This is a genomic window from Agrobacterium sp. 22117, from assembly GCF_052045735.1.
GTDB classification, from domain to species: Bacteria; Pseudomonadota; Alphaproteobacteria; order Rhizobiales; family Rhizobiaceae; genus Agrobacterium; species Agrobacterium cavarae.
In genome coordinates this window covers 700,409-725,161 of sequence record NZ_JBQEPP010000003.1, presented here as the reverse complement: position 1 = coordinate 725,161, position 24,753 = coordinate 700,409, and the positions used below count along the sequence as shown (strand labels likewise).

Below are 24,753 nucleotides of genomic sequence, written 5' to 3'. Positions count from 1 at the left end.
GACAGAGATTTCATAAGCTGGAACAGGGGGCAGCATCCATGATGTATGCCCAACCGGTCCGGTAACAACAAGAAGGCGACCTGACATGATTCAGATGCAAACAAACCTCGACGTGGCGGATAATTCCGGCGCACGTCGTGTCATGTGCATCAAGGTGCTGGGCGGCTCCAAGCGCAAGTACGCTTCCGTGGGCGACATTATCGTCGTTTCCATCAAGGAAGCTATTCCGCGCGGCCGCGTCAAGAAGGGCGACGTGATGAAGGCGGTTGTTGTGCGTACCGCCAAGGACATCCGCCGCGCCGACGGCAGCGTCATCCGTTTCGATAACAACGCAGCTGTTCTTATCGACAACAAGAAAGAGCCGATCGGCACCCGTATCTTCGGACCGGTTCCTCGCGAGCTTCGCGGCAAGAACCACATGAAGATCATCTCGCTGGCTCCAGAAGTACTGTAAGGAGCACGAGCGATGCAGAAGATTCGTAAAGGCGACAAGGTTGTCGTATTGACCGGTAAGGACAAGGGCCGTACCGGCGAAGTAATCCAGGTAATGCCGAAGGAAGACCGTGCTGTTGTGCGTGGCGTCAACATGGTGAAGCGTCACCAGCGCCAGACCCAGAGCCAGGAAGCCGGCATTATCAACAAGGAAGCATCCTTGCACATCTCCAACATTGCCATCGCCGATAAGGATGGCAAGCCGACTCGCGTTGGCTTCAAGGTTGTAGAAGGCAAGAAGGTCCGTGTGGCCAAGCGTTCGGGAGAAGTCATCGATGGCTGAGACCAAGTACGAACCGCGTCTCAAGACGGAATACGTAAACCGTATCCGCGGCGCCATGCAGGAGAAGTTCTCCTACGCTAACGTCATGATGATCCCCAAGCTGGACAAGATCGTGATCAACATGGGTGTGGGTGAGGCGACTGCCGACTCCAAGAAGCCCACGGTTGCTGCAGGCGATCTGGCTGCTATTGCAGGTCAGAAGCCGGTCGTGACCCGCGCCCGCAACTCGATTGCTGGCTTCAAGGTTCGCGAAGGCATGCCAATCGGTGCGAAGGTTACTCTTCGCGGCGCACGCATGTACGAATTCCTTGATCGTCTGGTCAACATCGCGCTTCCGCGCGTTCGCGACTTCCGGGGCCTGAACCCGAAGAGCTTTGACGGCCGTGGCAACTTCGCCATGGGCATCAAGGAACACATTGTGTTCCCAGAAATCAACTACGACAAGGTTGATCAGATGTGGGGCATGGACATCATCGTTTGCACGACGGCGCCGACCGACGACGAAGCACGGGCTCTTTTGACAGAGTTCAACTTCCCGTTCCGTCAGTAACCGTAACGACGAGCGTAGAAAAGGAACTCCGATATGGCGAAAACAAGCGCAGTTGAAAAGAACAAGCGCCGCCGCAAGACAGTTGCCTCCCAGGCCGGCAAGCGTGCCGCCCTCAAGGCCATCGTCATGAACCAGTCCCTTCCGATCGAAGAGCGGTTCCAGGCAACTCTGAAGCTCGCTTCGCTGCCGCGTGACGGCTCGAAGACGCGTATCCGCAACCGCTGCGAAGTAACGGGCCGTCCGCGCGCGTTCTATCGCAAGCTCAAGATGTCGCGTATCGCGCTTCGTGAGCTGGGCAATTCCGGCAAGGTGCCGGGCATTGTCAAGTCGAGCTGGTAAGGAGACGGGCACATGACCATGACTGATCCTTTGGGTGATATGCTCACCCGCATCCGCAATGGTGCTTCCCGTCGCAAGTCTTCGGTTAGCACACCTGCTTCCAGCCTCCGCGCACGCGTTCTCGACGTGCTGCAGGCTGAAGGCTACATCCGCGGTTATTCCAAGGTCGATTTTGAAAACGGCAAGTCCGAATTCACCATCGAGCTGAAGTACTACGAAGGTGCGTCGGTGATCCGTGAGATCGGCCGCGTATCCAAGCCGGGCCGCCGAGTTTATGTCTCGGTTAAGTCCATTCCGCAGGTCGCGAACGGCCTCGGCATCACCATCCTTTCGACCCCGAAGGGTGTGATGGCCGATCACCAGGCTCGCGAACAGAACGTTGGTGGCGAGGTTCTCTGCTCGGTCTTCTAAGGCCGAGTAAGGATCTCCGTAACGGACAGACAGGATAGAAATATGTCTCGTATCGGTAAAAAGCCCGTTCAGGTTCCCGCAGGTGTGACGGCCAACGTTGAAGGCCAGAAGATTACTGCCAAGGGTCCAAAGGGCGAACTGTTCTTCGTCGCAAATGACGATATCCAGCTCAAGCTGGAAGACAACGGCGTTTCGGTACAGCCGTCCAACAACACCAAGGAAGCTCGTTCCAAGTGGGGCATGTCCCGCACGATGATCGAGAACATCTTTAAGGGTGTCAAGGATGGCTACGAGCGCAAGCTCGAAATCAACGGCGTCGGTTACCGTGCCGCCATGCAGGGCAAGAACCTGCAGCTGGCTCTCGGTTTCTCGCATGACGTTGTCTACGAGCCGCCGCAGGGTATCACCATCGCCGTGCCGAAGCCGACGGAAATCATCGTTTCCGGCATCAACAAGCAGCAGGTCGGTCAGGTTGCCGCGGAAATCCGCGAATACCGTGGTCCCGAGCCCTACAAGGGCAAAGGCGTCAAGTACGCTGAAGAACGGATCGTCCGCAAAGAAGGCAAGAAGAAGTAAGGAACTCGCGAAATGGCTAGCAGGAAAGAAGCACTTGCACGTCGTGCGAACCGTGTACGCCGCCAGCTCAAGGCGGTTGCTAACGGTCGCCCGCGCCTGTCGGTTCATCGCTCGTCGAAGAACATCTACGCTCAGATCATCGATGATGTTGCAGGCAAGACGCTCGCGTCTGCCTCCACGCTCGAAGCCGATCTGCGCTCGTCGCTGAAGACCGGCGCTGACGTTGCGGCTGCTGCCGTCGTTGGCAAGCTGGTTGCCGAGCGCGCTGGCAAGGCTGGCGTCAAGGATGTCGTATTCGACCGTGGCGCATTCATCTATCACGGTCGCGTCAAGGCCCTGGCAGATGCTGCCCGCGAAGGCGGTCTGAACTTCTAAGACTTTATCCACCCGGGCGCATGTCGCACCGGGTGGATTTTCACCGGGCCAACCGGACTTCAGCAATGGAGCCGGAGGGCCTACTTTCGTTTGCCGTTCGATACCGGAAAAGAAAAAGGAAAAGGACAATGGCACAGGAAAAAAGAGGTTCTCGCGACGATCGCCAGAACCGCGAAGAGCGCGATAGCGAATTCGTCGACAAGCTGGTCGCGATCAACCGCGTTGCTAAGGTTGTTAAGGGTGGCCGTCGTTTCGGCTTCGCAGCTCTCGTCGTCGTCGGCGACCAGAAGGGCCGCGTTGGCTTTGGTCACGGCAAGGCTCGTGAAGTTCCAGAAGCAATCCGCAAGGCAACTGAAGCTGCCAAGCGCGATCTGATCTTCGTTCCGCTGCGCGATGGCCGTACGCTGCACCACGACGTTAACGGTCGCCACGGCGCCGGCAAGGTTCTGTTGCGCTCCGCCAAGGCTGGTACCGGTATCATCGCCGGTGGTCCAATGCGCGCTGTTTTCGAAACGCTCGGCGTTCACGACGTTGTTGCCAAGTCTACGGGCTCTTCGAACCCGTACAACATGGTCCGTGCAACGTTTGACGCCCTGAAGCATCAGGTTCATCCGAAGGACATCGCTGCTCAGCGTGGTCTCAAGTATGCAACCCTTCAGTCACGTCGCGTCGCATCCGGCGTCGCTTCTGAAGAGTAAGGATCTGGATCATGGCCAAGAACACTACTGAAGCCAAGAAGACTGTTACGGTCGAACAGATCGGCAGCCCAAACCGCCGCCCGGAGATCCAGCGTCAGACGCTGATCGGCCTGGGTCTTAACAAGATGCACCGTCAGCGCACGCTGGAAGATACGCCTTCTGTTCGTGGCATGATTCGTGCGGTCCAGCATCTCGTTCGCGTCGTAGACGAGAAGTGAGACGGAGGAACCTATCATGAAACTCAATGAAATCAGAGACAACGAAGGCGCCACCAAAGACCGTATCCGCGTAGGTCGCGGTATCGGCTCCGGCAAGGGCAAGACCGGTGGTCGCGGCGTCAAGGGTCAGAAGGCTCGTTCGGGCGTTGCCATCAACGGCTTCGAAGGCGGTCAGATGCCAATCTACCGTCGTCTGCCGAAGCGCGGCTTCACCAACATCTTCGCTTCCGAATACGTGACCGTTTCGCTCGGCCGCGTTCAGGCTGCGATCGATGCTGGCAAGCTCGACGCCAAGGCAACGGTTGATGCCGCTGCTCTCAAGGCTGCTGGCGTGATCCGTCGTCCGAAAGACGGCGTGCGTATCCTGGCCGACGGCGAGCTAACGGCAAAGGTGGCTTTCGAAGTCGCCGGCGCTTCCAAGCCTGCGCTTGAAAAAATCGAGAAGGCTGGTGGGTCCATCAAGCTTCTCGTTGTTGCGCCGGAAGCTTTCGAGTAATATATGATCTCTGAACGCCCGGGGTGTTTCGCCCCGGGCGTTTCTCTTTACGCTACGTAAGTCTTTGAAAATCTAATCGATTTGACGGAAATGCGCAGCGACTCATTGCGATCTCGCATGTCTCGCGCTCAAAATGCCGCAGCGTGCAGCGCAAGTGAGTGCCTCACAGTCCTTGAACTCCCTTTGACCTTGAACTCGGTAGGGGGAGGGGATAGGACATACGAAAACAAGGGTGAGGCATGATTGCGACGTTACAGTCGCTTTCCGTCCGAAGCCCGGTTTTTGAACCAGTATCTTTATGGACCCTGCCGGAGACGCCGTTCACCGTGCTGCTGGATAGGGTCATGCGGAGAAATTTATGGCTTCAGCAGCGGAACAACTGGCCTCAAACCTGAATTTTTCGACCTTCGCCAAGGCTGAAGATCTGAAAAAGCGCCTCTGGTTTACCCTTGCCGCACTTCTCGTCTATCGCCTCGGCACGCATATTCCGCTTCCCGGTCTGAACCCGGAAGCCTATGCCCAGGCATTTCGCGGTCAGGCGAACGGCATTCTCGGTCTCTTCAACATGTTTGCGGGCGGCGCTGTCGAGCGCATGGCGATCTTCGCGCTCGGCATCATGCCTTACATCTCCGCTTCGATCATCGTTCAGCTGATGACATCGGTCGTGCCGTCGCTGGAATCCTTGAAAAAGGAAGGCGAAGCAGGCCGCAAGATCATCAACCAGTACACCCGCTACGGCACTGTGCTGCTGGGTACGCTGCAGGCCTACGGCATTTCCGTCGGGCTCGAGAGCGGTGCTGGCCTCGTTGTCGACCCAGGTCTGTTCTTCCGCGTCTCCACCGTCCTCACGCTGCTTGGCGGCACGATGTTCCTGATGTGGCTTGGCGAGCAGATCACCTCGCGCGGTATCGGCAACGGTATTTCGCTAATTATCTTTGCGGGTATCGCTGCTGGTCTGCCGAAGGCTCTGGCCGGTACGCTGGAGCTTGGCCGCACAGGAGCGCTGTCCACGACGCTGATTCTCACTGTCGTCATCGTCGCCATCCTGGTGATCGCGCTGATCGTCTTCGTCGAACGCGCCCAGCGCCGTCTTCTGATCCAGTATCCGAAGCGTCAGGTCGGCAACCGCATGTTCCAGGGCGACACCTCGCACCTGCCGCTGAAGCTGAACACTGCGGGTGTTATCCCTGCGATCTTCGCGTCCTCGCTGCTGCTCCTGCCGGCAACGGCTGCAGGCTTTACCAACAGCACGAACCTTCCTTCCTGGGCGACGACGATCATTGCGTCTCTCCAGCATGGCCAGCCGCTCTTCATGCTGTTCTACGGCCTGCTGATTGCGTTCTTTGCCTTCTTCTATACGGCGATCGTGTTCAATCCAAAGGACACGGCGGATAATCTGAAGAAGCATGGCGGCTTCATTCCCGGCATTCGTCCCGGCGAGCGCACCGCAGAGTACATTGACTATGTGTTGACACGCATCACGGTTGTCGGCGCGATTTATCTTGTCTTCGTCTGTATCCTTCCTGAGACACTTATTGCCCGTACAGGCATACCGTTAGCCCTTGGTGGTACTTCGCTTTTGATCGTAGTCAGTGTAACTCTGGATACTGTTGCGCAAATCCAGGGCCACCTGATTGCTCAGCAATATGAGGGGCTGATCAAGAAATCGAAACTGCGTGGAGGAAAGAGGGGACGATGAGACTGATATTTTTGGGACCGCCAGGTGCAGGCAAGGGAACACAGGCCAAGCGTCTGACGGACAAGTACGGCATTCCGCAGCTTTCCACCGGCGATATGCTGCGTGCGGCTGTGACTGCTGGAACGGACATCGGCAAGCGCGCCAAGGCGGTGATGGATGCCGGTGGTCTCGTGTCGGACGATATCGTCAACCAGATCGTGTCCGAACGGATCGAGCAGGCTGACTGTGCGAACGGCTTCATTCTCGATGGCTACCCGCGGACGGTACCGCAGGCCAAGGCTCTGAGCGAGAATCTTCAGCAGAAGAACATTCAGCTGGATGCGGTCATCGAGCTCAAGGTCGACGAAGAGGCGCTTGTGCGTCGAATCGAAAATCGTGTGGCTGAGACGATCGCTGCTGGCGGAACCGTTCGCTCGGACGACAATCCGGAAGCCTTCCGCAAGCGCCTCTCCGAGTATCGTGAGAAGACAGCGCCGCTCTCCGAATACTACCGTGAGCAGGGCGAGCTCGTCGTGCTGGACGGGATGGCCGATGTGGATGCGGTGACTGCCGCAATCGCTGGCGCCTTGGAAAAAGACAACAGCCCGGCGGCCTCTGCTGCACGGATCTAAAGAATCTTGGCGGGGCCGGTTGCTTTTTTCAACCGATTCCGTTAAACACCGCGCCAACTCGCGACAACCCAAGCGACTGGCGCGGATTTTCCTTTAGGGAAGGAAAGTCCGGGTTCGGTCGTTTTGACTTGTGACGAACAGGAATTTGAACTGGCGGCAGCATCGTGCCGCTCAAATGGAAGCACCACTTGCCGGATGGCAACTGGAACGCAAGGAGAATAGACGTGGCACGTATCGCTGGCGTCAACATCCCGACGGCTAAGCGCGTTGTTATCGCTTTGACCTATATTCACGGGATCGGTCCGAAATTCGCGCAGGAAATCATGAACAAGGTTGGTCTCTCGGCCGATAAGCGCGTTCATCAGCTGACGGACGCTGAAGTCCTTCAGATCCGCGAAACCATCGACCGCGATTACCAGGTCGAAGGCGATCTTCGTCGCGAAACCGCGATGAACATCAAGCGCCTCATGGACCTCGGTTGCTACCGTGGCCTGCGCCACCGCCGTGGCCTTCCGGTTCGCGGTCAGCGCACGCACACCAACGCTCGTACCCGTAAGGGTCCAGCGAAGGCCATCGCGGGCAAGAAGAAGTAATTTTCCGTTTATGCGGAAGAGGAGGCTGGTGCGAACCGCGCCAGCCTTTCTGAGTTTGGCGCAATGCTCGCAAGCGGGTGGCGCGCCGGTGTAGCCGCTGGTGTTACGGCGGTGAAGAGATCAATGAAAGGACTATCATGGCCAAGGAAGCCGCACGCGTACGCCGTCGCGAACGCAAAAATATCACGTCGGGTGTAGCGCACGTCAACTCGACCTTCAACAACACGATGATCACCATCACCGACGCACAGGGCAACGCGATTGCCTGGTCGTCTGCCGGTGCCAAGGGCTTCAAGGGTTCGCGTAAGTCGACCCCGTTCGCTGCCCAGATCGCTGCTGAAGATTGCGCCAAGAAGGCTCAGGAACATGGCATGAAGTCGCTTGAGGTCGAGGTTTGCGGTCCGGGTTCGGGTCGTGAGTCCGCACTTCGCGCTCTGCAGGCTGCCGGTTTCCTCATCACTTCCATCCGCGACGTGACGCCGATCCCGCACAACGGTTGCCGCCCGCGCAAGAAGCGCCGCGTCTAACGCGTTCTGTCTGGAGGTTCCGCCTTTCCATCGGTCTGGCGGAATTTTCGCGTAATCGGCGTGTGGTTGCCGGCGTGGCCGGTGTGCTTACGCTTGAAACCCTCCGATGAACCTTTGCGGTTCCTCTCGGTGATCATGCTCGGTCCGCCACGATTGGATGGTGGCGGCGAACGGAAGGTTTAAAGATGATTCAAAAGAATTGGCAGGAACTGATCAAGCCGAACAAGGTCGAGTTCACGTCCTCCAGCCGCACCAAGGCAACGCTTGTTGCTGAGCCGCTGGAGCGTGGTTTCGGTCTGACGCTCGGCAACGCGCTGCGTCGCGTGCTCCTGTCGTCTCTGCGTGGCGCCGCTGTTACTGCCGTGCAGATCGACGGCGTCCTGCACGAGTTCTCCTCCATCCCCGGCGTTCGGGAAGATGTGACGGATATCGTGCTCAACATCAAGGAAATCGCCATCAAGATGGACGGCGATGACTCCAAGCGCATGGTCGTGCGCAAGCAGGGCCCTGGTGCCGTTACCGCTGGCGATATCCAGACGGTTGGCGACATCGAGATCCTGAACCCCGACCATGTTATCTGCACGCTCGACGATGGCGCTGAAATCCGCATGGAATTCACCGTCAACAACGGCAAGGGCTATGTGCCTGCAGAGCGTAACCGCGCGGAAGATGCCCCGATCGGCCTCATCCCTGTGGACAGCCTTTATTCTCCGGTCAAGAAAGTGTCCTACAAGGTGGAAAACACCCGTGAAGGTCAGGTTCTCGACTATGACAAGCTGATCATGACGATTGAGACCAACGGTTCGGTTTCCGGCGAAGACGCCGTTGCCTTCGCCGCTCGTATTCTTCAGGACCAACTTGGCGTGTTCGTCAACTTCGACGAGCCGCAGAAGGAAGCAGAAGAAGAATCGGTTACGGAACTGGCGTTCAACCCGGCACTTCTCAAGAAGGTCGACGAGCTCGAGCTGTCCGTTCGTTCGGCAAACTGCCTGAAGAACGACAACATCGTCTATATCGGCGACCTGATCCAGAAGACCGAAGCCGAAATGCTTCGCACGCCGAACTTCGGTCGCAAGTCGCTCAACGAAATCAAGGAAGTTCTCGCTTCCATGGGTCTGCATCTCGGCATGGAAGTGCCCGCATGGCCACCAGAGAACATCGAAGATCTCGCTAAGCGTTACGAAGACCAGTACTAACAAAGAAAAGGCAGGCCCTCAAAGACTGCCTTTCCCCGTCAAACAGCAGACCAGTCGTCTGCATGTGCCAGGAAACGGCAGGACCGGATAGGGAACCTGCACTAAAGGAGAATAGCAATGCGCCACGGAAATTCAGGCCGCAAGCTCAATAGAACCGCCAGCCACCGCAAGGCAATGTTTGCCAACATGGCTGCTTCGCTCATCACCCATGAGCAGATCGTCACCACTCTGCCGAAGGCGAAGGAAATTCGCCCGATCGTAGAAAAGCTGGTCACGCTCGGCAAGCGTGGTGACCTGCACGCTCGTCGTCAGGCCATCTCGCAGATCAAGGACCAGGACGCTGTCCGTAAGCTCTTCGACGCGATTGCAGCTCGTTACGCAAACCGTAACGGCGGCTACATCCGCATCATGAAGGCTGGCTTCCGTCAGGGCGACAACGCGGCTATGGCTGTCGTTGAATTCGTCGAGCGCGACGTCGACGCCAAGGGCGCAGCCGACAAGGCTCGCGTTGCTGCTGAGACGGCTGCTGCCGAAGCTGCATAAGCCTCGCGCTTAAGCATCAAGACTTGAGAAGCCGGGTGAGCGATCACCCGGCTTCTTTGCCTTCTTGCATGGTCGGGCGGGTGAAGCGGTCCGGCACGATGGGGAAGCGGTTGGATGACCGGTGTCGAAATGTCTAGCGCGCCGTGCGTCTCTATTGAACGCACAGAGGATGCTTCATCTTCTTTGATCTACGCATCGTGCTTTGCGAGAATCGATTTCGATTTTCGGGCCGATGCTGTCAGAACCTCCTGGTTCATGCATTGATGTCTCAAGTCGCGGTGTGGCCAGCACTGTGACACCAACGCGGTTTGTATCGGCCGACACAAGCTAGTGCAGGGACACTTTGAAGCGTCGCGGCTTTCTTGCCCAATAGTAGTCGAAAATGCCGATCAATGTTTTCGGTGCGTGGTTTTCTCGGGCCAGACGGTCAAGCGACGTCGGCGGGTGTAGTCTGACGCCTCTCGCTATCAGTTTTGCTCGTTGCTGCTAGGGGATAACGCAGCAAACACCTGTGGCTGTTGCTCATGCAGCGCACCTTCGTTGTGCGCATGACGCCATTGCGAGATACCCCGGCGTCCGTCCATGAGAGGCTTTGACCGGCCTACTGTTTTTCTGGGAAACGCGCGTCGCAAAGGGTGACGAAGCGCTTCATGGAGTCGGGGTCTTTGGCAAAGATCGCGGACATCGTGTCGACGTGCTTCTGCAGGTAGGTCCGGGCTTCCGACTTCGACATTCTGTTCTCTTCGAAAGACGCTTCCGCCATCGCAGCGAGTCTGTTGAACCTGCTTTCGTAAGCCTGCGCCTGCGCTCTCGCCTTGGCGGATTTTGGACCATCCTGCAACGCGTGGGCGTTGATGATGAAGGTCGCTCCACACTGGAACATGTAATCCGTCTGGGAGGGGCCAGGCTTGGCGGTGGAGGCGGCTAAAGCCGGAGCGCTGGACAGGCTTGCCAGAAGAATGAAGATACCAATACGCAACGCCGGTTCCTTTCAAGAGAGGCAGAACGTTTCGTGGTCATCACGCAGATCTTCACGACGTCATGTCGGCGGCCGTATCCGGCATAAGACTTGAAGATAGGCCTCATCTGAAGGTCTGTAAATTATGGTTTCTCGTACGATTTTTCGGAGTGAAACAAAACCGTTAGGTGTGTTTGTAGTCTGCCTCTACTCCGGGATGAAGATTCTGTGTTTGATATGCTTCAAATGGCAGACGATGGTGAAAGTCATGATGACGAGCAGCGACCACGAACTCCATTTGCCGAGGCTCACTGCGGACCATGCGCCGAGTTGGTTGGGGTAGCTCCAGATGGCAAAGAAGGTAGAGATGTTTTCCGCCAGCCAAACGAAGAAGCCGATGAGGATGAAGGAAAGAAGCAGTGGCATCTCCCGATCCCTGTCATAAGGGCGGTAGGTCACTGTGGTGCGGGCATAAAGGCCCAGCGCGCAGGCGGCGATGTACCAGCGATAGTCGCCAATATAGTGATGGGTGAAGAAGTTGGCGTAGATCGCAAGCGCGATCAGCGTTGCCATCCAGTAAGGCGGATGATGGCGAATTCTCAAATCGAATAGCCGCCACGCTTGAATGATGTAGCTGCCGACGGCCGCGTACATAAAGCCGGAAAACAGAGGCACACCTAAGACTTTGCTGTAAGCGAAGTCTTGGTAGGACCATGACTGGATGGCGCCGGATGTCTTGAACAATTCCAGCGCGAAGCCGACGATGTGAAACAGGAAGATCGCTTTCGCCTCATCGAGCGTCTCGAGCTTGCTCCAGATCATGAAGATCTGGATCGTCAACGCAATGACGAGAAGAACGTCGTAGCGCGGCAGACCGAAGAGGCCGGCACGCGGCACCAGAAAGATGGACAGGAAGAACAGCCCGGCAAATAGGCAGGCTCTGGCATTCTTGATACCGAAGTAGAGGAATTCAACGGCAAAGCGCCTGATGCCGCTCAAGCCTCCCCAAGGCCGCGCGTCACAAAGATAATGATCCAGGAATGACAGACGGGTTGCCGGGAACATTGTATCGGATACCAAGGTCTATGCTCCTGTTTACCGGCGTCGCGAAATGGGTGAGGGAATCGACGTAAGGCAGGATGATGATGATCGATAGCGGCAAATTTTATGCGTCCCGAGTGCTGATCCTGTCAGGCCTCATCCTCGTCATTCTGGCGGGACTGGCGCTGCGTCGTTACGGATACATGATCGGACTGCCATTCCTCATCGTCAAATATGGCGGTTCGGTGTTGTGGGGCGCGATGGTCTATCTTCTGGCGGCGCTGCTATTCGTGAACCACAGGACGCAGCTTTTCATCATCGCCGCCACGTGCTGCTTCGCTATCGCTGTGGAGTTGTTGAGATTGGTGCATTTCCCGGCGCTGGATACATTCCGCGACACGGCGACCGGCACCTTGCTGCTCGGCCGCGTGTTCTCGCCGTGGAATATCCTTTGCTATTTCGCCGGTATCGGAATGGCTGCCGCGATCACGCTGCAGGTCGCGAAGCGGTAGCGGCTCTGCGGGCTCTGCGCCGCGCCATGATGGTTGGCCGGATCAGGCGATAGCCGAGGAGCAGGATCGTGAGGGTGATGTAGAAGGCCGGTTCCAGCGTCAGGCTCTTGCGCGCCAGAACGAAGTGAAGAACGGCGACGATGAGCACCGGATAGGCGAGCTTATGGAGCGTGTTCCATCGCGAGCCGAGGTTGCGGATCGACCAGCGGTTCGAGGTCAATGCCAGGGGCAGAAGCATTGCCAGTCCCGCCATGCCGAACATGATGTAGGGGCGTCTCAGAACATCGCCGATGATGGAGCTGAAGACCAGACCGCGATCGAGCGTCAAATAGACCGCAAAATGCGCCAGCACATAATAGAAGGCCAAGAGGCCGAGGGCGCGTCGATAGGCAATCAGGTTGATGTTGAACAGATCGCGCAGTGGGGTCACCAGCAGCCCAAGGCAGAGGAAGCGCAGAGCCCAGATGCCCAGCAGATGCTCGAAATCCTTGACGGGATTAAATCCAAGCCCACCTGTCGCGGCCAGGTAAAAATACCACAGGCCGGGACAGAGGCCGAGGATGTAGAGTGCCCAGATGGCGGCGGGCTGGTAGCGTTTGGGCAAGGAAGGCAGGGGCAGGGCGAATGCCATGTCAATAATTCGCCTTCAAGTCCAGGCCGGTATAGAGGCTAGCAACGTCTTCATAGCCGTTGAACATCAGCGTCGGCCGGTTCTTGACGCTGAAGAAGCCGCCTTCGCCGATGCGCTGCTCCGTGGCCTGGCTCCAGCGGGGATGATCGACGTTAGGATTGACGTTGGAATAGAAGCCGTATTCCCGCGCGTTGGAGTTTTTCCACGTGGTTTCGGGCTGTTTCTCGACCAGCGAAATGCGGACGATCGACTTGATGCCCTTGAAGCCGTATTTCCAAGGAACCACGAGGCGGATCGGCGCGCCGTTCTGGTTCGGTAGGGTCTCGCCATAGAGGCCGACAGCCAGGATCGTCAGTGGATGACGGGCCTCGTCGAGGCGCAGGCCTTCGACATAGGGCCAGTTGAGCGGCTGGAAAAGCCCGCTTTGACCCGGCATCTCATCGGGGCGAACGACGGTCTCGAAGGAGACAAATTTCGCACTGCCGAGTGGCTCTACCTTGTCGAGAAGGCTTGCCAGCGGAAAGCCGATCCATGGGATCGCCATCGACCAGCCTTCGACGCAGCGCATGCGGTAAGGGCGCTCCTCAAGATCGAACTTCATCAACTCTTCAAGCCCGAACTCTCTCGGCTTGCCGACGAGACCGTCGACCTTCACGGTCCAGGGCGTCGGTTTGAACTTTCCGGAGTTTTCTTTCGGGTCGGATTTGCCGACGCCGAATTCATAGAAGTTGTTGTAGCTGGTGACGGCATCAAGCGGCGTCAGTTGCTCATCCAGCTTATAGGCGCCCGGCTTTGCCGTCAGTGGCGCCGCGACCGCTTCGCGACCCGTCAGCCCGATGGCCGCGAGCCCCGCCGCCGTGCCGAGAAAGCGACGCCTGGAGAGATAAACATCGCGCGGCGTGATTTCGCTGGAGGCGATACGGGGTGGGCGATAGACGGGCATCGAAATCTCCTGAGAAACAGGTGCTGCACCGGACGTGCATGATGAGGCAAGTCCATATGATATGATCCTGGTTTACGGCAAACAACAGGCGTCGGTTCACTTAATCGCGCGAAAGTGAAAGCGTGGTGCAATATGTTCGTCTGCTATGACGAGCGAGCGCCCTTCTTTGTAAAACAAGTTCTACATTCTGGTCAGATAGGTGGACGAAGGATTGGTTCGCTGGGTACTGTAATGACGGAGATTTCGCCGATTTTTTTCCTTGGGCGCTGGACGAGATAGTGCATGACGCTCGGCGACTCGCCCTCGAAAAGATTGAAGGTTTCCTGGCCCCTAAAGGTGATACGCGCTTGACCTGTATGGAACGAGCAGGGCGAGGCGCAGGCAACGGTCAGTGTGTTTGGGTAGATACCGTTTGCCTGACCTAACTCGATACCCACCGTAATGCCGAGCTTTGGTTCCGAAATGATGGCGCAGTTCCTGCCGCTTTCGCAGGCTGCTGTCGCGATGAGCGGCTCCTTGGACGCGTCAAGGAGAACTGCTACCCGAACCTGTTGGACTTTTACTTCGGCTGCCTGGGACATGCAGGTCAATGCCAACAACGATGCTGGCGCTATTCTGAGTGTCCGCAGAAGCATTACGATCATTGAAATCTCCAACCTTGGATCGTCCTCACAGACAGTCGCGTCAACTGGCACCTATGCGTGTCACGCATCGTATCACCCTCAGTACAGGTGAGAAACAAATGAATTGGCGTACCGTACCGCACCGTACTGTTTTGCCGCAAGGTGACAGTGACAGGAGTTTGCGAATGGAGTAGAAGACGCGTCAGATTTTAAGCGGGCAGGGCGCGTTGATGTGCCTGGGAGATATGCCCGCGAGTTTGAGAGAACCGAGGAATAACGAGATGCCTGTCTATCGCTCCAGAACGACAACCCATGGCCGCAACATGGCGGGTGCGCGTGGCCTTTGGCGCGCCACCGGTATGAAGGATGGCGATTTCGGTAAGCCGATCATTGCGGTGGTGAACTCCTTCACGCAGTTCGTGCCTGGTCACGTTCACCTGAAGGATCTCGGCCAGCTCGTCGCGCGCGAGATCGAGGCGGCGGGCGGCGTTGCCAAGGAATTCAATACGATCGCCGTGGATGATGGTATCGCCATGGGTCACGATGGCATGCTCTATTCGCTACCGTCGCGCGAGATCATCGCGGACTCCGTCGAATATATGGTCAATGCGCATTGCGCCGATGCCATGGTTTGCATCTCCAACTGCGACAAGATCACGCCCGGCATGCTGAATGCCGCGATGCGTCTCAACATTCCTGCCGTCTTCGTCTCCGGCGGCCCGATGGAAGCCGGTAAGGTCGTTCTGCATGGCAAGACCGTTGCGCTCGATCTGGTCGATGCCATGGTTGCTGCTGCCGATGACAAGGTTTCCGATGAAGACGTGAAGATCATCGAGCGCTCGGCCTGTCCGACCTGCGGTTCGTGCTCGGGCATGTTCACGGCCAACTCGATGAACTGCTTGACGGAGGCGCTTGGTCTTTCTCTGCCCGGCAACGGCTCGACGCTCGCGACCCACTCCGATCGCAAGCGTCTCTTCGTTGAAGCCGGTCACCTGATCGTCGATCTGGCACGTCGCTATTACGAGCAGGATGACGAGACCGTGCTGCCGCGCACCATCGCTTCCAAGGCCGCATTCGAGAACGCCATGTCGCTCGATATCGCCATGGGCGGTTCCACCAATACGGTTCTGCATATTCTGGCAGCGGCGCATGAAGGTGGAATCGAATTTACGATGGAAGACATCGACCGGCTTTCGCGCAAGGTCCCTTGCCTTTCCAAGGTCGCGCCTGCCAAGCAGGACGTGCATATGGAAGACGTGCACCGCGCCGGCGGCATCATGCGTATTCTGGGTGAACTCGACCGTGGCGGCCTCATCAATCGCGATTGCCATACTGTTCATGAGCCCACGCTGGGTGACGCTATCGACCGCTGGGATATTACCCGCACCAATTCCGAAACGGTGCGCGAGTTCTTCAAGGCGGCGCCTGGTGGCGTGCCCACCCAGGTTGCCTTCAGCCAGTCTTCGCGCTGGGACGATCTCGATACCGACAGCGAAAACGGCGTTATCCGCTCAGTCGAAAAGCCCTTCTCGAAGGACGGCGGCCTTGCCGTTCTTTACGGCAACATCGCGCTGGATGGCTGCATCGTAAAGACCGCGGGCGTGGACGAAAGCATCTTGAAGTTCAATGGCAGCGCTGTTGTCTATGAAAGCCAGGACGCTGCGGTGAAGGGCATTCTCTCCAACGAGGTCAAGGCGGGCGATGTCGTCGTCATCCGTTATGAAGGCCCGAAGGGCGGCCCCGGCATGCAGGAAATGCTCTATCCGACGAGCTATCTGAAATCCAAGGGTCTGGGCAAAGCCTGCGCGTTGATCACCGATGGTCGTTTCTCCGGCGGCACGTCGGGCCTCTCCATCGGTCACGCCTCTCCGGAAGCGGCCCAGGGCGGCGCCATCGGCCTCGTGCGTCAGGGCGATCTCATCGAGATCGACATCCCCAACCGCACGATCAACCTCAAGGTTTCGGACGCCGAACTTGCGGCCCGTCGCGCGGAGCAGGATCAGCTTGGCTGGAAGCCGGCGGAATTCCGCAAGCGCAACGTTACCACCGCGCTGAAGGCCTATGCCGCCTTTGCATCCAGCGCGGATAAGGGTGCGGTGCGCATTTTGCCGGAGTGAGTTTTCTCCCGGTCTCAGCATGATCTTGTAAAAATGGAAAACGCCCTGACGCGGGCGTTTTTTCATTTCCTTCAACGGATTGGGAGGTTTGGTTATGAAATTGAATCAGGTCCCGATCACCATGCGGATTCTGGATAAGGGCTGAGACTTCGCCTCCATCTTCGGTCGCGGCTTTGAGCGTTTTCCCATGTCAGCCGCTCAAGCTTGTAACGGATAAGGGGCACGACCTTGCTACGCTGACAGCAAAAGGCTCTGGCGACGCCGTTCCTTTCAAACCCCAGCTTCTCCAGCAGATGGCGAGATGCTTTGTTGTCCGCGATCGGGCTGGCATGAAGCGTGTCGATCTCTAGGCACTCGAAAGCATGGTTGATGACAAGACGTGCTGCCTCCGTGGCAAAGCCTTTGCCCCAAGCGCTGCGGCCGAGCCAATAGCCGAATTCACCAACAGCCGTCTCGAACCTTGTTCATCGACCTCATCATGCGCGAGACGTTCGTCGACGCAACCCTTGTTTCAGCATCGGAACAACCCGGCAATCGAAAACGTTGCCGCATGAATTGCTAGGGAGAAAATCATGAAGCGGGCAGTTGTGACCGGCGGCGGTGGCTTGATCGGAACGGGAATTATCGAGGCTTTGTTGGACGACGGCTGGACCGTTGCGTGCTTCGATATCAAGGACACCAAGACAGCGGCGCGCAACATTCTGTGTGACGTGGGAAATGAGACCTCAGTGCTTGCCGCCTTCGATCAGCTTGGTTGGAAAGGGCTTGAACTGCTCGTCAACAACGCCGGTATTGCAAGCCCGGTTAATGGGCCGATCCATGAGCTGTCGCTTGCCGACTGGCGCAAGGTCACCGATAGCCATTTGACGGGCGCCTTCCTGATGACAAGGTCCGCCGTGCCGCTGATGGGCGAGGGTGCGAGCATCGTTAATATGGTCTCGACGCGCGCCTTCATGTCCGAACCGGAAACCGAGGCCTATGCCGCGTCCAAGGGTGGGCTTGTTGCCTTCACCCATGCGCTGGCTGTCAGTCTCGGGCCAAAGATCCGCGTCAATGCGATCGCGCCGGGTTGGGTGACCGATGAAACTGATCTTCGCAAAAAGGACCATGCGCAGCATCCGGTAGGGCGCGTTGGCAGGCCGAAGGATATTGCTGACGCTGTGCTCTATCTAGCGGGTGCCGGCTTCATGACGGGTCAGGTTCTGGTGCTGGATGGTGGAATGACCCGGAAGATGATCTATGAGGAATAACGTTCGTGTTTCTTCAAAAAATGAATCAGGGCGTTGAGATTTTGATTCAGGAAAGTGCTGAAACGCATTGTTTCCAGAATCATTTTCGCCATCGACGCTTTGCGAGTCACAAGGTGGTGATGCTGCTTCCTTTGATCGTGGCAGCGCTTACCTAGGTAGACATGAAACGTCGCACAGCACTCGCACTCCTCGCCTCCCTGCCTTTCGCCACAGCGGTTCGCGCGCAATCGTCAGGCACAAGCGCCGAATTCGATCCCATCCTGGAAGGGGCGGGTTCTCTCCAGACGCTGAAGGCGGTGATCGTCAGCCTCGATGGCGAGGAAGTCGCCTCGCGCGCCTATAATGGTTCATCGCTCAACGGATCGACCAATATCAAGTCCGCGTCCAAGTCGATCGTCTCTGCCCTTGTTGGCATGGCAATCGATCGCAAGATTTTAGAGGGTACCGATCAGCCTATCGCCTCCGTGCTGAGAGCCGACTTTCCCGCGAACTCCGATCCGCGACTGGAACGTGTTACGATCGGCAATCTGCTTTCGATGCAGTCTGGTCTCGCACGCATGTCTGGTCCAAATTACGGGCGCTGGGTCGCGAGCCGAAACTGGGTACGCACAGCCCTCGGCTCGGGCTTCGATGGCGAGCCGGGTGGTGGCATGCTCTATTCGACGGCGTCAACGCATCTCCTCTCGGCCATTTTGACGAAAGCCTCCGGCCGCCCGACGCTGGCGCTTGCCCGAGACTGGTTCAAACCGCTCGATGGGTTTGCCATCGGCAGCTGGGAACGTGATCCGCAGGGCATTTATCTGGGCGGTAACCAGATGGCGATGACGGCGCGTTCGCTCTTGGCTTTCGGAGAATTGTATAGGCGTGGTGGCGTTACCGCCGATGGCGAGCGCATCCTCTCGCAATCATGGATCGACCAGTCCTGGACGCAGCGAACGAACTCGGTGTTCAATGGAGACGGTTATGGCTATTGCTGGTTCATCAAGGAGATGGCGGGAGAGAACGTATTCTACGCCTGGGGCTATGGCGGACAGATGCTCTATATCGTGCCGTCGAAAAAGCTCTCTGTGGTCATGACGTCCCGAGAAGATGCGCCCTCGGCGCGCACGGGTTACCGGGATGCGTTGCAAGGTTTGATGACGAATATCATCGCGGCGAGTTAGAGTGGGCGGTTGATGCTCTGGAATGCTTCGCCAAGTTTAACCATGCGCTCGTCATAAGCCTTGGTAAGGCAGGCGACATCCGCTTCACAGGTCTGGCGACGCTTCAGCCATTCGCTCTGTTCGGTTTTCAGTGCATCACGAGACCCCATGGCCATGAGCTGAGTGAGGATGTCGAAGGTGGTGGCCATTTTCACGTCCTGATCATTCAGGGCGCGGTTCTCGCAGATGGTCTTCTCATCTGCCGCGAGATCAGTCTTGCTGCAATCGAAGCTCGCGGCTCCGACGGGCGATCCATGCGAATAGGAGGCGCAAACAATAAACAGGGCCAGAGCGTGTTTTCGAAACTGCATTTTTCTGTCTCATCTTTCATCATATCTTGGCGGTTCAATTCTCAGACATCGAAACCAGTTCCAAAGAAAGTAAAGCGCTCGCTTGTAAAGCCGTGCGTCATGATATTGCCGCCCTTTGATTTATAGGCTGAGACGCTATAACTGCATCCTATTGATGAAGATGAGGAATCACATGCAGCGCGTGTTGAAATTCATGGCCCACGGCTTTCTTGCTGCGTTGCTTCTTGCGCCCTTGGGTGCGCAGGCGCAGGACGCTAAAGCGGTGCCGGCCAGCCGCATGGAGATGCAGCTGTCCTTTGCTCCGCTGGTCAAGCGCACATCCGGTGCCGTGGTGAACGTTTATGCCGAGCGTATCGTCCAGCGCCGCGCCTCGCCCTTTGCCGGCGACCCGTTCTTCGAACAATTCTTCGGCCAGCAATTGCCGAACCGCACGGAAAAGCAATCTTCGCTGGGCTCCGGCGTTATCGTTTCGGCCAGTGGCCTGGTGGTGACGAACAACCACGTCATCGAAGGCGCCGACGACATCAAGGTCGCGTTGGCCGATGGCCGTGAGTTTTCCTCCAAGGTTCTCCTGAAGGACGACCGTGTCGATCTCGCCGTATTGCAGATCGATGCAAAGGAACAGTTCCCCGTGCTGCCGCTCGGCAATTCAGATGCCACGGAAGTGGGTGATCTGGTGCTTGCCATCGGTAACCCGTTCGGTGTGGGCCAGACCGTCACCAGCGGTATCGTCTCAGCCTTGGCGCGCAATCAGGTGACGCAAGGCGATTTCGGCTTCTTCATCCAGACGGATGCCTCGATCAATCCCGGCAACTCCGGTGGCGCACTGATGAACATGAACGGCGAGCTGATCGGCATCAATACGGCGATCTTCTCGCGCGGCGGTGGCTCCAACGGTATCGGCTTTGCCATCCCTGCGAACCTGGTCAAGGTGTTCCTGGCCGCGGCTGAAAAGGGCGACAAGAGTTTTCAGCGGCCGTATGTCGGTGCAACATTCGATCCGGTTACCTCCGAAGTCGCGGAAGCTCTTGGGCTAAAGCGCGCGCGCGGCGCACTCGTCGTCAGCGTTGTGAAGGGTGGTCCTGCGGAAAAGGCGGGCATCGAGCCTGGCCAGGTGGTCACTGCCGTAAATGGCATCGAGGTGGAGCATCCGGATGCGCTGGGTTATCGCCTGACGACGGCAGGTATCGGCAAATCCGCCAAGATCGCACTGATCGACAAGGGCAAGGAAAAGACCGTCACCATCTCGCTCGATACTGCGCCGGAAACGGCACCGCGTGACGAGCGCCTGCTGGAGGGTCGCAATCCATTTGCCGGCGCGACGGTTGCCAATCTTTCGCCGAAGCTTGCCGATGAGTTGCGTATGGTCGGAACACCCTCCGGTGTCGTGATCGTCGATGTCGCGCGCGGTTCGCCCGCTTCGCGCGTCGGCTTCCAGCCAAAGGATATCATCGTGTCGTTGAACGGCGCCGATATCACCTCCAGCGCCCAGATGGAGGAAGCGCTGCATGACGATCCGGGCTTCTGGCGTCTTGAGATCATTCGCGATGGTCAGCGCCTGCGGCAGTTCCTGCGATGAGCGGAGACCTCTTTGCACCTCAGGTTCCAGCGGAGGTCGCCAACCGGCGGCCTCTGGCAGACAGGCTGCGGCCGACTACGATCGCACAGGTCACAGGTCAGCCGCATCTGACGGGCGAAGAGGGTGTTCTGCGCCGCATGATCGAAAGCGGCTCGCTGGGCTCGATGATCTTCTGGGGGCCGCCGGGCACGGGCAAAACGACCGTCGCGCGGCTGCTTTCGGGTGAAGCAGGTCTCGCCTTCGAGCAGATTTCTGCAATCTTCTCCGGCGTGGCCGACCTGAAGAAGGTGTTCGAGGCTGCGAGGACGCGGCGGATGAATGGGCGGCAAACGCTGCTCTTCGTCGACGAAATCCATCGCTTCAACCGGGCTCAGCAGGACAGCTTTTTGCCGGTGATGGAAGATGGAACCATCATCCTCGTGGGCGCGACGACCGAGAACCCGTCCTTCGAACTGAATGCCGCTTTGCTGTCGCGTGCCCGCGTTCTGACCTTCAAGCCGCATGACGAAGTAAGTCTGATGGAGCTCTTGAAGCGCGCCGAGGAGGCGGAAGCCAAGCCGCTGCCGCTCGACGAAGACGCGCAGCTCTCACTGCTGCGCATGGCCGATGGTGACGGTCGCGCCGTGCTGACGCTCGCCGAGGAAGTCTGGCGTGCGGCGCGCGAAGGCGAGGTGTTCGATACGGAAGCGCTGACCCGCATCGTGCAGCGTCGGGCGCCGGTTTATGACAAGGGCCAGGACGGGCATTATAATCTGATCTCGGCGCTACATAAGTCGGTGCGCGGCTCCGATCCCGATGCAGCGCTTTATTATCTGGCTCGGATGCTCGATGCGGGCGAAGATCCGCTTTATCTCGGCAGACGCCTGGTGCGTATGGCAGTCGAGGATATCGGGCTTGCCGACCCGCAGGCACTGGTCATCTGCAATGCGGCGAAAGATGCCTATGATTATCTCGGCTCGCCGGAAGGGGAACTGGCGCTGGCGCAGGCATGCGTCTATCTGGCGACGGCGCCGAAATCCAATGCGGTCTACACAGCCTACAAGAGTGCGATGCGGGCCGCCAAGGAGAACGGATCGCTCCTGCCTCCCAAGCATATTCTCAATGCGCCGACCAAGCTGATGAAGGGCGAGGGTTATGGTGATGGCTATCGCTATGATCACGACGAACCAGATGCCTTCTCAGGCCAGGATTACTTCCCGGAAAAGATGGGGCGCACTACCTTCTACGATCCGCCCGACCGGGGTTTTGAACGCGACATTCGCAAGCGCCTGGATTGGTGGTCTAAGCTGAGACGGGAACGCAACCCTCGCTGAAGCGCAAAACCAGCTTTAGGGCTGGCTGTCTGCGCTTCGCTTCTCATTCCTGCTGGACGGTTGATCAGGCGCTCTTGCGCTGGGCGGCGGCCGGGTTTGCCGGCAGCATCTTCACAGATGATTCCGCCAAGCCATTGTGGCCTTCACCATCAATGATGACATGCCAATGGCCGGTTTCGGGGATCGCCAGACGCAGCGGTGATTTTCGCGCAACGCCGCCGACATATTTGAAATCCAGAAGCTCTGTGAATCTTTGGAAATTTCCGGCCGTCATCAAGCGTACGTTGGCGACCGCGTTGAGAGATACTTCAATAATGGTACCAGTACGGATCTCCTTGAGATCGTAGTGGGTGTAGCGAAAATTAGGTTTTGGCATATCGATCTCGTCGTTTTATTCGGCGCAGAGATCATGATTCTGATTTCTTAATTCGAAATTACTTGATGTGTAGTCTGTGCGAACTTTTTTTAGGCTTGCAGGAGACAAACTCCCCACGATACTGCGAACTAAAAACAATACGCCGATATCTCAAATGTGTTGTCTGAGCCGTTACCTTCCAAATTATATTTCCACCTACCATTGCGTGCACTTTATGTTTTTGTCAATTTTTTAAGATTAACAATAATTGATCACATTCGGGGGGAATTTGACGTATGAAACATCTGACCATTTCCACGCGGCTTTATGCGCTGGTCGCATTGTTTCTGGCGATACTGGCGGCGGCGCTGACGTCAAGCCTGTTCGGTGGCTATGGCGGGATGGAGAGGGAGCGCAAGGCCGGGCTGGAAGCGTTGACGCATTCGGCTGTCGGCATTCTCGATCAATATTATCGTCTGGAACAGAGCGGGACGCTGACCCGGGAGGTCGCTCAGCAACAGGCGAAGGCTTCGATTGCGGCGATGCGCTATGACAATGGCAACGGCTATTTCTGGATCAACGACATGGGTCCGAAAATGGTCATGCATCCGGTGAAGCCGGAGCTGAACGGTGTCGATCTGACAAAAAACAAGGATCCGAACGGCAAGTTCCTCTTTGTCGAGTTCGTCAATACCGTGAAGGCAAGCGGGAAGGGCTTTGTCGATTATCAGTGGCCGAAGCCCGGCGCGCCTGATCCCGTGGGCAAGTTTTCTTATGTCGAAGGCTTTGCGCCCTGGGGCTGGATCGTCGGCACAGGTGTCTATGTTGACGATCTGAACGCCATGTTCTGGCGCGAGGCAACCCTCTATGTCGGCATTTGCCTGATCAGCGCCCTCGTCGTTCTTGCTGTCGCCACCGCGGTCGTGCGCAGCGTTTCAGGCCCGATCGGCAAGCTGAAGACGAGCATGTCCAGCATCGCGGATGGAAACGCCGAGGCCGAGGTGCCGTTCGTCGAACGTCGCAACGAGATCGGCGCCATGGCCAAGACGCTGCTCGTTCTTCGCAACTCCGTCAATGAGCGCAGCCAGTTGCAGCTTCGCGAAGCCGAGCAGCAGAAGGCAATCGAGAATACGCGCCGGGAAAGCGAGGACGTGCTTCGTTCCGCCTCCGAGCGCCAGACCCAGGCTATGGACTCGCTTGGCCAGGCTATGGAAAACCTCGGGCGCGGCGAACTTACCGTTCAGGTGGGGCAGGTGGGTGCTGAATATGACAAGCTGCGCGCCGACTTCAACAGCGCTGTTGGTGTCCTTCGGGACGTGATTGCAACGATCTCGCGCAGCAGCGATGTCGTCAACGCCAGCGCCTCCGATATCAGCGAGGCGACGGGTAATCTTTCCCGCCGTACCGAACAGCAGGCAGCGGCGTTGGAAGAGACGGCAGCTGCACTCGATGAGATCACGGCAACGGTTCGCACAGCCTCCGAGCGCGCAAACGAGGCGCGGCAGATGGTGACGGAAACGAAGCAAAGTGCGGGTCGCTCCGGCGATATCGTCCGCAGCGCAGTGGAGGCCATGAACCGGATCGAGGAGTCCTCCCGCAAGATCGGCCAGATCATCGTCGTCATCGATGAAATCGCCTTCCAGACAAACCTGCTCGCCTTGAACGCTGGTGTCGAAGCCGCACGTGCCGGTGAGGCGGGTCGTGGCTTTGCCGTCGTGGCGCAGGAGGTTCGAGAACTTGCTCAGCGTTCCGCCAATGCTGCAAAGGAAATCAAGACGCTGATCAACAGCTCGGCAGAGCAGGTGAGTGGTGGTGTGACGCTCGTTCGTTCCACCGGGGAGGCGCTGGAGGAGATCGTCTCGCTGGTCAACCGTGTCGACGGCCACGTGAACTCGATTGCCACGGCTGCGCGTGAGCAGGCGACGGGACTGCAGGAGATCAACACTTCCGTCAACCATATGGACCAGATGACCCAGCAGAATGCCGCAATGGTGGAGGAAACCACAGCGGCGAGCGAAACGCTGGCAGAAGAGAGCCGCAAGCTGCATTCGCTGCTGGCGCGGTTCCAGCTTGGAAGCTTTTCTGCTGGAGGCTCGATGTCGCGGGCGGCTTGATTCTCGCTTCCATACCGATAGAGGGGCGTCGCTTGCGGCGCCCTTTTCGTTTTCGCATGTGGATGCAACGCTTCGGTCGCAGCTACGACTGTGCGGTTTTCGGGAGCCTGCTGTTTCGTTTCAGAACATACAAGCCTTTGCCGGTCACTTTCTTTGCGTCAGCACAAAGGGTTCGTTTACCAGATTTCTTTAGGATT

The 24,753-nt window shown here is 57.7% G+C and carries 30 protein-coding genes and 1 pseudogene; 23 read left to right on the top strand and 8 right to left on the bottom strand.

The features are described from left to right. Nucleotides 1-85 precede the first annotated feature (85 nt). The 16 genes from rplN to rplQ all read left to right on the top strand — a co-directional run bounded on the left by rplN (nucleotide 86) and on the right by rplQ (nucleotide 9,607). On the top strand, nucleotides 86-454 hold the full coding sequence (rplN, locus tag ACTJKV_RS12015; RefSeq protein WP_027677419.1) for a 50S ribosomal protein L14: 369 nt from the start codon (nucleotides 86-88) through the stop codon (nucleotides 452-454). Between the two features lie 12 nt (nucleotides 455-466). Then, a complete protein-coding gene (rplX, locus tag ACTJKV_RS12010; protein ID WP_062427531.1) occupies nucleotides 467-775 on the top strand; it encodes a 50S ribosomal protein L24 in 309 nt (102 codons plus the stop codon). Continuing rightward, a complete protein-coding gene (rplE, locus tag ACTJKV_RS12005) occupies nucleotides 768-1,325 on the top strand; it encodes a 50S ribosomal protein L5 (protein WP_062427530.1) in 558 nt (185 codons plus the stop codon). The genes rplX and rplE overlap by 8 nt, the downstream gene beginning before the upstream one ends. Before the next feature lie 33 nt (nucleotides 1,326-1,358). Continuing rightward, on the top strand, nucleotides 1,359-1,664 hold the full coding sequence (gene rpsN, locus ACTJKV_RS12000; protein WP_062427529.1) for a 30S ribosomal protein S14: 306 nt from the start codon (nucleotides 1,359-1,361) through the stop codon (nucleotides 1,662-1,664). A gap of 12 nt (nucleotides 1,665-1,676) precedes the next feature. Continuing rightward, entirely contained in the window at nucleotides 1,677-2,075 is a 399-nt protein-coding gene (rpsH, locus tag ACTJKV_RS11995; RefSeq protein ID WP_062427528.1) for a 30S ribosomal protein S8, read from the top strand. A gap of 42 nt (nucleotides 2,076-2,117) precedes the next feature. Further along, nucleotides 2,118-2,651, top strand: coding sequence for a 50S ribosomal protein L6 (gene rplF / locus ACTJKV_RS11990; RefSeq protein WP_062427527.1), 534 nt, complete (start codon nucleotides 2,118-2,120; stop codon nucleotides 2,649-2,651). A 12-nt stretch (nucleotides 2,652-2,663) separates the two neighbouring features. Beyond that, a complete protein-coding gene (rplR, locus tag ACTJKV_RS11985) occupies nucleotides 2,664-3,026 on the top strand; it encodes a 50S ribosomal protein L18 (RefSeq protein WP_062427526.1) in 363 nt (120 codons plus the stop codon). 128 nt (nucleotides 3,027-3,154) lie between these two features. After that, entirely contained in the window at nucleotides 3,155-3,724 is a 570-nt protein-coding gene (gene rpsE / locus ACTJKV_RS11980) for a 30S ribosomal protein S5 (protein WP_062427525.1), read from the top strand. An 11-nt stretch (nucleotides 3,725-3,735) separates the two neighbouring features. Further along, nucleotides 3,736-3,942, top strand: a complete 207-nt coding sequence (rpmD, locus tag ACTJKV_RS11975) for a 50S ribosomal protein L30 (protein ID WP_062440744.1) — start codon at nucleotides 3,736-3,738, stop codon at nucleotides 3,940-3,942. Between the two features lie 16 nt (nucleotides 3,943-3,958). Beyond that, complete coding sequence (rplO, locus tag ACTJKV_RS11970; protein ID WP_440598708.1) at nucleotides 3,959-4,438, top strand: 50S ribosomal protein L15; 480 nt, start codon at nucleotides 3,959-3,961, stop codon at nucleotides 4,436-4,438. A 358-nt stretch (nucleotides 4,439-4,796) separates the two neighbouring features. Then, entirely contained in the window at nucleotides 4,797-6,137 is a 1,341-nt protein-coding gene (gene secY / locus ACTJKV_RS11965) for a preprotein translocase subunit SecY (RefSeq protein WP_062427522.1), read from the top strand. After that, nucleotides 6,134-6,748: an adenylate kinase gene (locus ACTJKV_RS11960; RefSeq protein WP_062427521.1), complete on the top strand. Its 615-nt coding sequence runs from the start codon at nucleotides 6,134-6,136 to the stop codon at nucleotides 6,746-6,748. The genes secY and ACTJKV_RS11960 overlap by 4 nt, the downstream gene beginning before the upstream one ends. A 224-nt stretch (nucleotides 6,749-6,972) precedes the next feature. Continuing rightward, the gene (gene rpsM, locus ACTJKV_RS11955) at nucleotides 6,973-7,341 is read left to right on the top strand and encodes a 30S ribosomal protein S13 (RefSeq protein ID WP_062427520.1); all 369 of its coding nucleotides are present in this window, start codon (nucleotides 6,973-6,975) and stop codon (nucleotides 7,339-7,341) included. Between the two features lie 137 nt (nucleotides 7,342-7,478). Then, entirely contained in the window at nucleotides 7,479-7,868 is a 390-nt protein-coding gene (gene rpsK / locus ACTJKV_RS11950) for a 30S ribosomal protein S11 (RefSeq protein WP_062427519.1), read from the top strand. A gap of 185 nt (nucleotides 7,869-8,053) precedes the next feature. After that, the gene (locus ACTJKV_RS11945; protein WP_003495228.1) at nucleotides 8,054-9,064 is read left to right on the top strand and encodes a DNA-directed RNA polymerase subunit alpha; all 1,011 of its coding nucleotides are present in this window, start codon (nucleotides 8,054-8,056) and stop codon (nucleotides 9,062-9,064) included. 117 nt (nucleotides 9,065-9,181) lie between these two features. Beyond that, complete coding sequence (gene rplQ / locus ACTJKV_RS11940) at nucleotides 9,182-9,607, top strand: 50S ribosomal protein L17 (RefSeq protein WP_062427518.1); 426 nt, start codon at nucleotides 9,182-9,184, stop codon at nucleotides 9,605-9,607. Nucleotides 9,608-10,208: 601 nt separating this feature from the next. On the opposite strand, the gene ACTJKV_RS11935 is transcribed toward rplQ, so the two are convergent. Next, entirely contained in the window at nucleotides 10,209-10,586 is a 378-nt protein-coding gene (locus ACTJKV_RS11935) for a hypothetical protein (protein ID WP_274102543.1), read from the bottom strand. Nucleotides 10,587-10,772: 186 nt separating this feature from the next. Continuing rightward, complete coding sequence (locus tag ACTJKV_RS11930) at nucleotides 10,773-11,630, bottom strand: DUF817 domain-containing protein (protein ID WP_274102604.1); 858 nt, start codon at nucleotides 11,628-11,630, stop codon at nucleotides 10,773-10,775. An 80-nt stretch (nucleotides 11,631-11,710) separates the two neighbouring features. Between ACTJKV_RS11930 and ACTJKV_RS11925 the strand changes: the two genes are divergently transcribed. Then, the gene (locus ACTJKV_RS11925) at nucleotides 11,711-12,118 is read left to right on the top strand and encodes a DUF2809 domain-containing protein (protein ID WP_440598713.1); all 408 of its coding nucleotides are present in this window, start codon (nucleotides 11,711-11,713) and stop codon (nucleotides 12,116-12,118) included. On the opposite strand, the gene msrQ is transcribed toward ACTJKV_RS11925, so the two are convergent. The 3 genes from msrQ to ACTJKV_RS11910 form a co-directional block, all read right to left on the bottom strand. Continuing rightward, nucleotides 12,093-12,749: a protein-methionine-sulfoxide reductase heme-binding subunit MsrQ gene (gene msrQ, locus ACTJKV_RS11920; RefSeq protein ID WP_274102541.1), complete on the bottom strand. Its 657-nt coding sequence runs from the start codon at nucleotides 12,747-12,749 to the stop codon at nucleotides 12,093-12,095. The genes ACTJKV_RS11925 and msrQ overlap by 26 nt on opposite strands. Before the next feature lies 1 nt (nucleotide 12,750). Next, nucleotides 12,751-13,692, bottom strand: a complete 942-nt coding sequence (msrP, locus tag ACTJKV_RS11915; protein ID WP_113179761.1) for a protein-methionine-sulfoxide reductase catalytic subunit MsrP — start codon at nucleotides 13,690-13,692, stop codon at nucleotides 12,751-12,753. A 191-nt stretch (nucleotides 13,693-13,883) separates the two neighbouring features. Then, nucleotides 13,884-14,336, bottom strand: a complete 453-nt coding sequence (locus ACTJKV_RS11910; protein ID WP_274102540.1) for a hypothetical protein — start codon at nucleotides 14,334-14,336, stop codon at nucleotides 13,884-13,886. 260 nt (nucleotides 14,337-14,596) lie between these two features. On the opposite strand from ACTJKV_RS11910, the gene ilvD reads away from it, so the two are divergent. Continuing rightward, a complete protein-coding gene (gene ilvD / locus ACTJKV_RS11905; protein ID WP_062427511.1) occupies nucleotides 14,597-16,432 on the top strand; it encodes a dihydroxy-acid dehydratase in 1,836 nt (611 codons plus the stop codon). Nucleotides 16,433-16,548: 116 nt separating this feature from the next. Here ilvD and ACTJKV_RS11900 read toward each other — a convergent pair. Continuing rightward, a pseudogene (locus ACTJKV_RS11900) lies at nucleotides 16,549-16,863 on the bottom strand (GNAT family N-acetyltransferase); the annotation flags it as partial. Nucleotides 16,864-17,004: 141 nt separating this feature from the next. On the opposite strand from ACTJKV_RS11900, the gene ACTJKV_RS11895 reads away from it, so the two are divergent. Beyond that, nucleotides 17,005-17,682 (top strand): SDR family oxidoreductase, encoded by a 678-nt coding sequence (locus tag ACTJKV_RS11895; protein WP_274102539.1) that lies wholly within the window; start codon nucleotides 17,005-17,007, stop codon nucleotides 17,680-17,682. 161 nt (nucleotides 17,683-17,843) lie between these two features. Continuing rightward, on the top strand, nucleotides 17,844-18,845 hold the full coding sequence (locus ACTJKV_RS11890) for a serine hydrolase domain-containing protein (protein WP_274102538.1): 1,002 nt from the start codon (nucleotides 17,844-17,846) through the stop codon (nucleotides 18,843-18,845). Here the strand turns inward: ACTJKV_RS11890 and ACTJKV_RS11885 are convergent. Beyond that, a complete protein-coding gene (locus tag ACTJKV_RS11885) occupies nucleotides 18,842-19,195 on the bottom strand; it encodes a lysozyme inhibitor LprI family protein (protein WP_062440774.1) in 354 nt (117 codons plus the stop codon). The genes ACTJKV_RS11890 and ACTJKV_RS11885 overlap by 4 nt on opposite strands. Nucleotides 19,196-19,367: 172 nt before the next feature. On the opposite strand from ACTJKV_RS11885, the gene ACTJKV_RS11880 reads away from it, so the two are divergent. Further along, nucleotides 19,368-20,774: a DegQ family serine endoprotease gene (locus tag ACTJKV_RS11880; protein ID WP_274102537.1), complete on the top strand. Its 1,407-nt coding sequence runs from the start codon at nucleotides 19,368-19,370 to the stop codon at nucleotides 20,772-20,774. Next, a complete protein-coding gene (locus ACTJKV_RS11875; protein WP_274102536.1) occupies nucleotides 20,771-22,087 on the top strand; it encodes a replication-associated recombination protein A in 1,317 nt (438 codons plus the stop codon). Before ACTJKV_RS11880 ends, ACTJKV_RS11875 begins: the two co-directional genes overlap by 4 nt. 64 nt (nucleotides 22,088-22,151) lie before the next feature. Here ACTJKV_RS11875 and ACTJKV_RS11870 read toward each other — a convergent pair whose 3' ends face one another. Continuing rightward, on the bottom strand, nucleotides 22,152-22,463 hold the full coding sequence (locus tag ACTJKV_RS11870) for a DUF1883 domain-containing protein (protein WP_116493833.1): 312 nt from the start codon (nucleotides 22,461-22,463) through the stop codon (nucleotides 22,152-22,154). Between the two features lie 275 nt (nucleotides 22,464-22,738). Between ACTJKV_RS11870 and ACTJKV_RS11865 the strand changes: the two genes are divergently transcribed. Beyond that, entirely contained in the window at nucleotides 22,739-24,556 is a 1,818-nt protein-coding gene (locus ACTJKV_RS11865) for a methyl-accepting chemotaxis protein (RefSeq protein ID WP_440598707.1), read from the top strand. Nucleotides 24,557-24,753: the final 197 nt, after the last annotated feature.

Coding starts and splice junctions, on each gene's coding strand:
- rplN (WP_027677419.1), top strand. CDS start 86: ATGATTCAGATGCAAACAAACCTCGACGTGGCGGATAATTCCGGCGCA.
- rplX (WP_062427531.1), top strand. CDS start 467: ATGCAGAAGATTCGTAAAGGCGACAAGGTTGTCGTATTGACCGGTAAG.
- rplE (WP_062427530.1), top strand. CDS start 768: ATGGCTGAGACCAAGTACGAACCGCGTCTCAAGACGGAATACGTAAAC.
- rpsN (WP_062427529.1), top strand. CDS start 1,359: ATGGCGAAAACAAGCGCAGTTGAAAAGAACAAGCGCCGCCGCAAGACA.
- rpsH (WP_062427528.1), top strand. CDS start 1,677: ATGACCATGACTGATCCTTTGGGTGATATGCTCACCCGCATCCGCAAT.
- rplF (WP_062427527.1), top strand. CDS start 2,118: ATGTCTCGTATCGGTAAAAAGCCCGTTCAGGTTCCCGCAGGTGTGACG.
- rplR (WP_062427526.1), top strand. CDS start 2,664: ATGGCTAGCAGGAAAGAAGCACTTGCACGTCGTGCGAACCGTGTACGC.
- rpsE (WP_062427525.1), top strand. CDS start 3,155: ATGGCACAGGAAAAAAGAGGTTCTCGCGACGATCGCCAGAACCGCGAA.
- rpmD (WP_062440744.1), top strand. CDS start 3,736: ATGGCCAAGAACACTACTGAAGCCAAGAAGACTGTTACGGTCGAACAG.
- rplO (WP_440598708.1), top strand. CDS start 3,959: ATGAAACTCAATGAAATCAGAGACAACGAAGGCGCCACCAAAGACCGT.
- secY (WP_062427522.1), top strand. CDS start 4,797: ATGGCTTCAGCAGCGGAACAACTGGCCTCAAACCTGAATTTTTCGACC.
- ACTJKV_RS11960 (WP_062427521.1), top strand. CDS start 6,134: ATGAGACTGATATTTTTGGGACCGCCAGGTGCAGGCAAGGGAACACAG.
- rpsK (WP_062427519.1), top strand. CDS start 7,479: ATGGCCAAGGAAGCCGCACGCGTACGCCGTCGCGAACGCAAAAATATC.
- ACTJKV_RS11945 (WP_003495228.1), top strand. CDS start 8,054: ATGATTCAAAAGAATTGGCAGGAACTGATCAAGCCGAACAAGGTCGAG.
- rplQ (WP_062427518.1), top strand. CDS start 9,182: ATGCGCCACGGAAATTCAGGCCGCAAGCTCAATAGAACCGCCAGCCAC.
- ACTJKV_RS11930 (WP_274102604.1), bottom strand. CDS start 11,630: ATGTTCCCGGCAACCCGTCTGTCATTCCTGGATCATTATCTTTGTGAC.
- ACTJKV_RS11925 (WP_440598713.1), top strand. CDS start 11,711: ATGATCGATAGCGGCAAATTTTATGCGTCCCGAGTGCTGATCCTGTCA.
- msrQ (WP_274102541.1), bottom strand. CDS start 12,749: ATGGCATTCGCCCTGCCCCTGCCTTCCTTGCCCAAACGCTACCAGCCC.
- msrP (WP_113179761.1), bottom strand. CDS start 13,692: ATGCCCGTCTATCGCCCACCCCGTATCGCCTCCAGCGAAATCACGCCG.
- ACTJKV_RS11910 (WP_274102540.1), bottom strand. CDS start 14,336: ATGATCGTAATGCTTCTGCGGACACTCAGAATAGCGCCAGCATCGTTG.
- ilvD (WP_062427511.1), top strand. CDS start 14,597: ATGCCTGTCTATCGCTCCAGAACGACAACCCATGGCCGCAACATGGCG.
- ACTJKV_RS11895 (WP_274102539.1), top strand. CDS start 17,005: ATGAAGCGGGCAGTTGTGACCGGCGGCGGTGGCTTGATCGGAACGGGA.
- ACTJKV_RS11890 (WP_274102538.1), top strand. CDS start 17,844: ATGAAACGTCGCACAGCACTCGCACTCCTCGCCTCCCTGCCTTTCGCC.
- ACTJKV_RS11885 (WP_062440774.1), bottom strand. CDS start 19,195: ATGCAGTTTCGAAAACACGCTCTGGCCCTGTTTATTGTTTGCGCCTCC.
- ACTJKV_RS11880 (WP_274102537.1), top strand. CDS start 19,368: ATGCAGCGCGTGTTGAAATTCATGGCCCACGGCTTTCTTGCTGCGTTG.
- ACTJKV_RS11875 (WP_274102536.1), top strand. CDS start 20,771: ATGAGCGGAGACCTCTTTGCACCTCAGGTTCCAGCGGAGGTCGCCAAC.
- ACTJKV_RS11870 (WP_116493833.1), bottom strand. CDS start 22,463: ATGCCAAAACCTAATTTTCGCTACACCCACTACGATCTCAAGGAGATC.
- ACTJKV_RS11865 (WP_440598707.1), top strand. CDS start 22,739: ATGAAACATCTGACCATTTCCACGCGGCTTTATGCGCTGGTCGCATTG.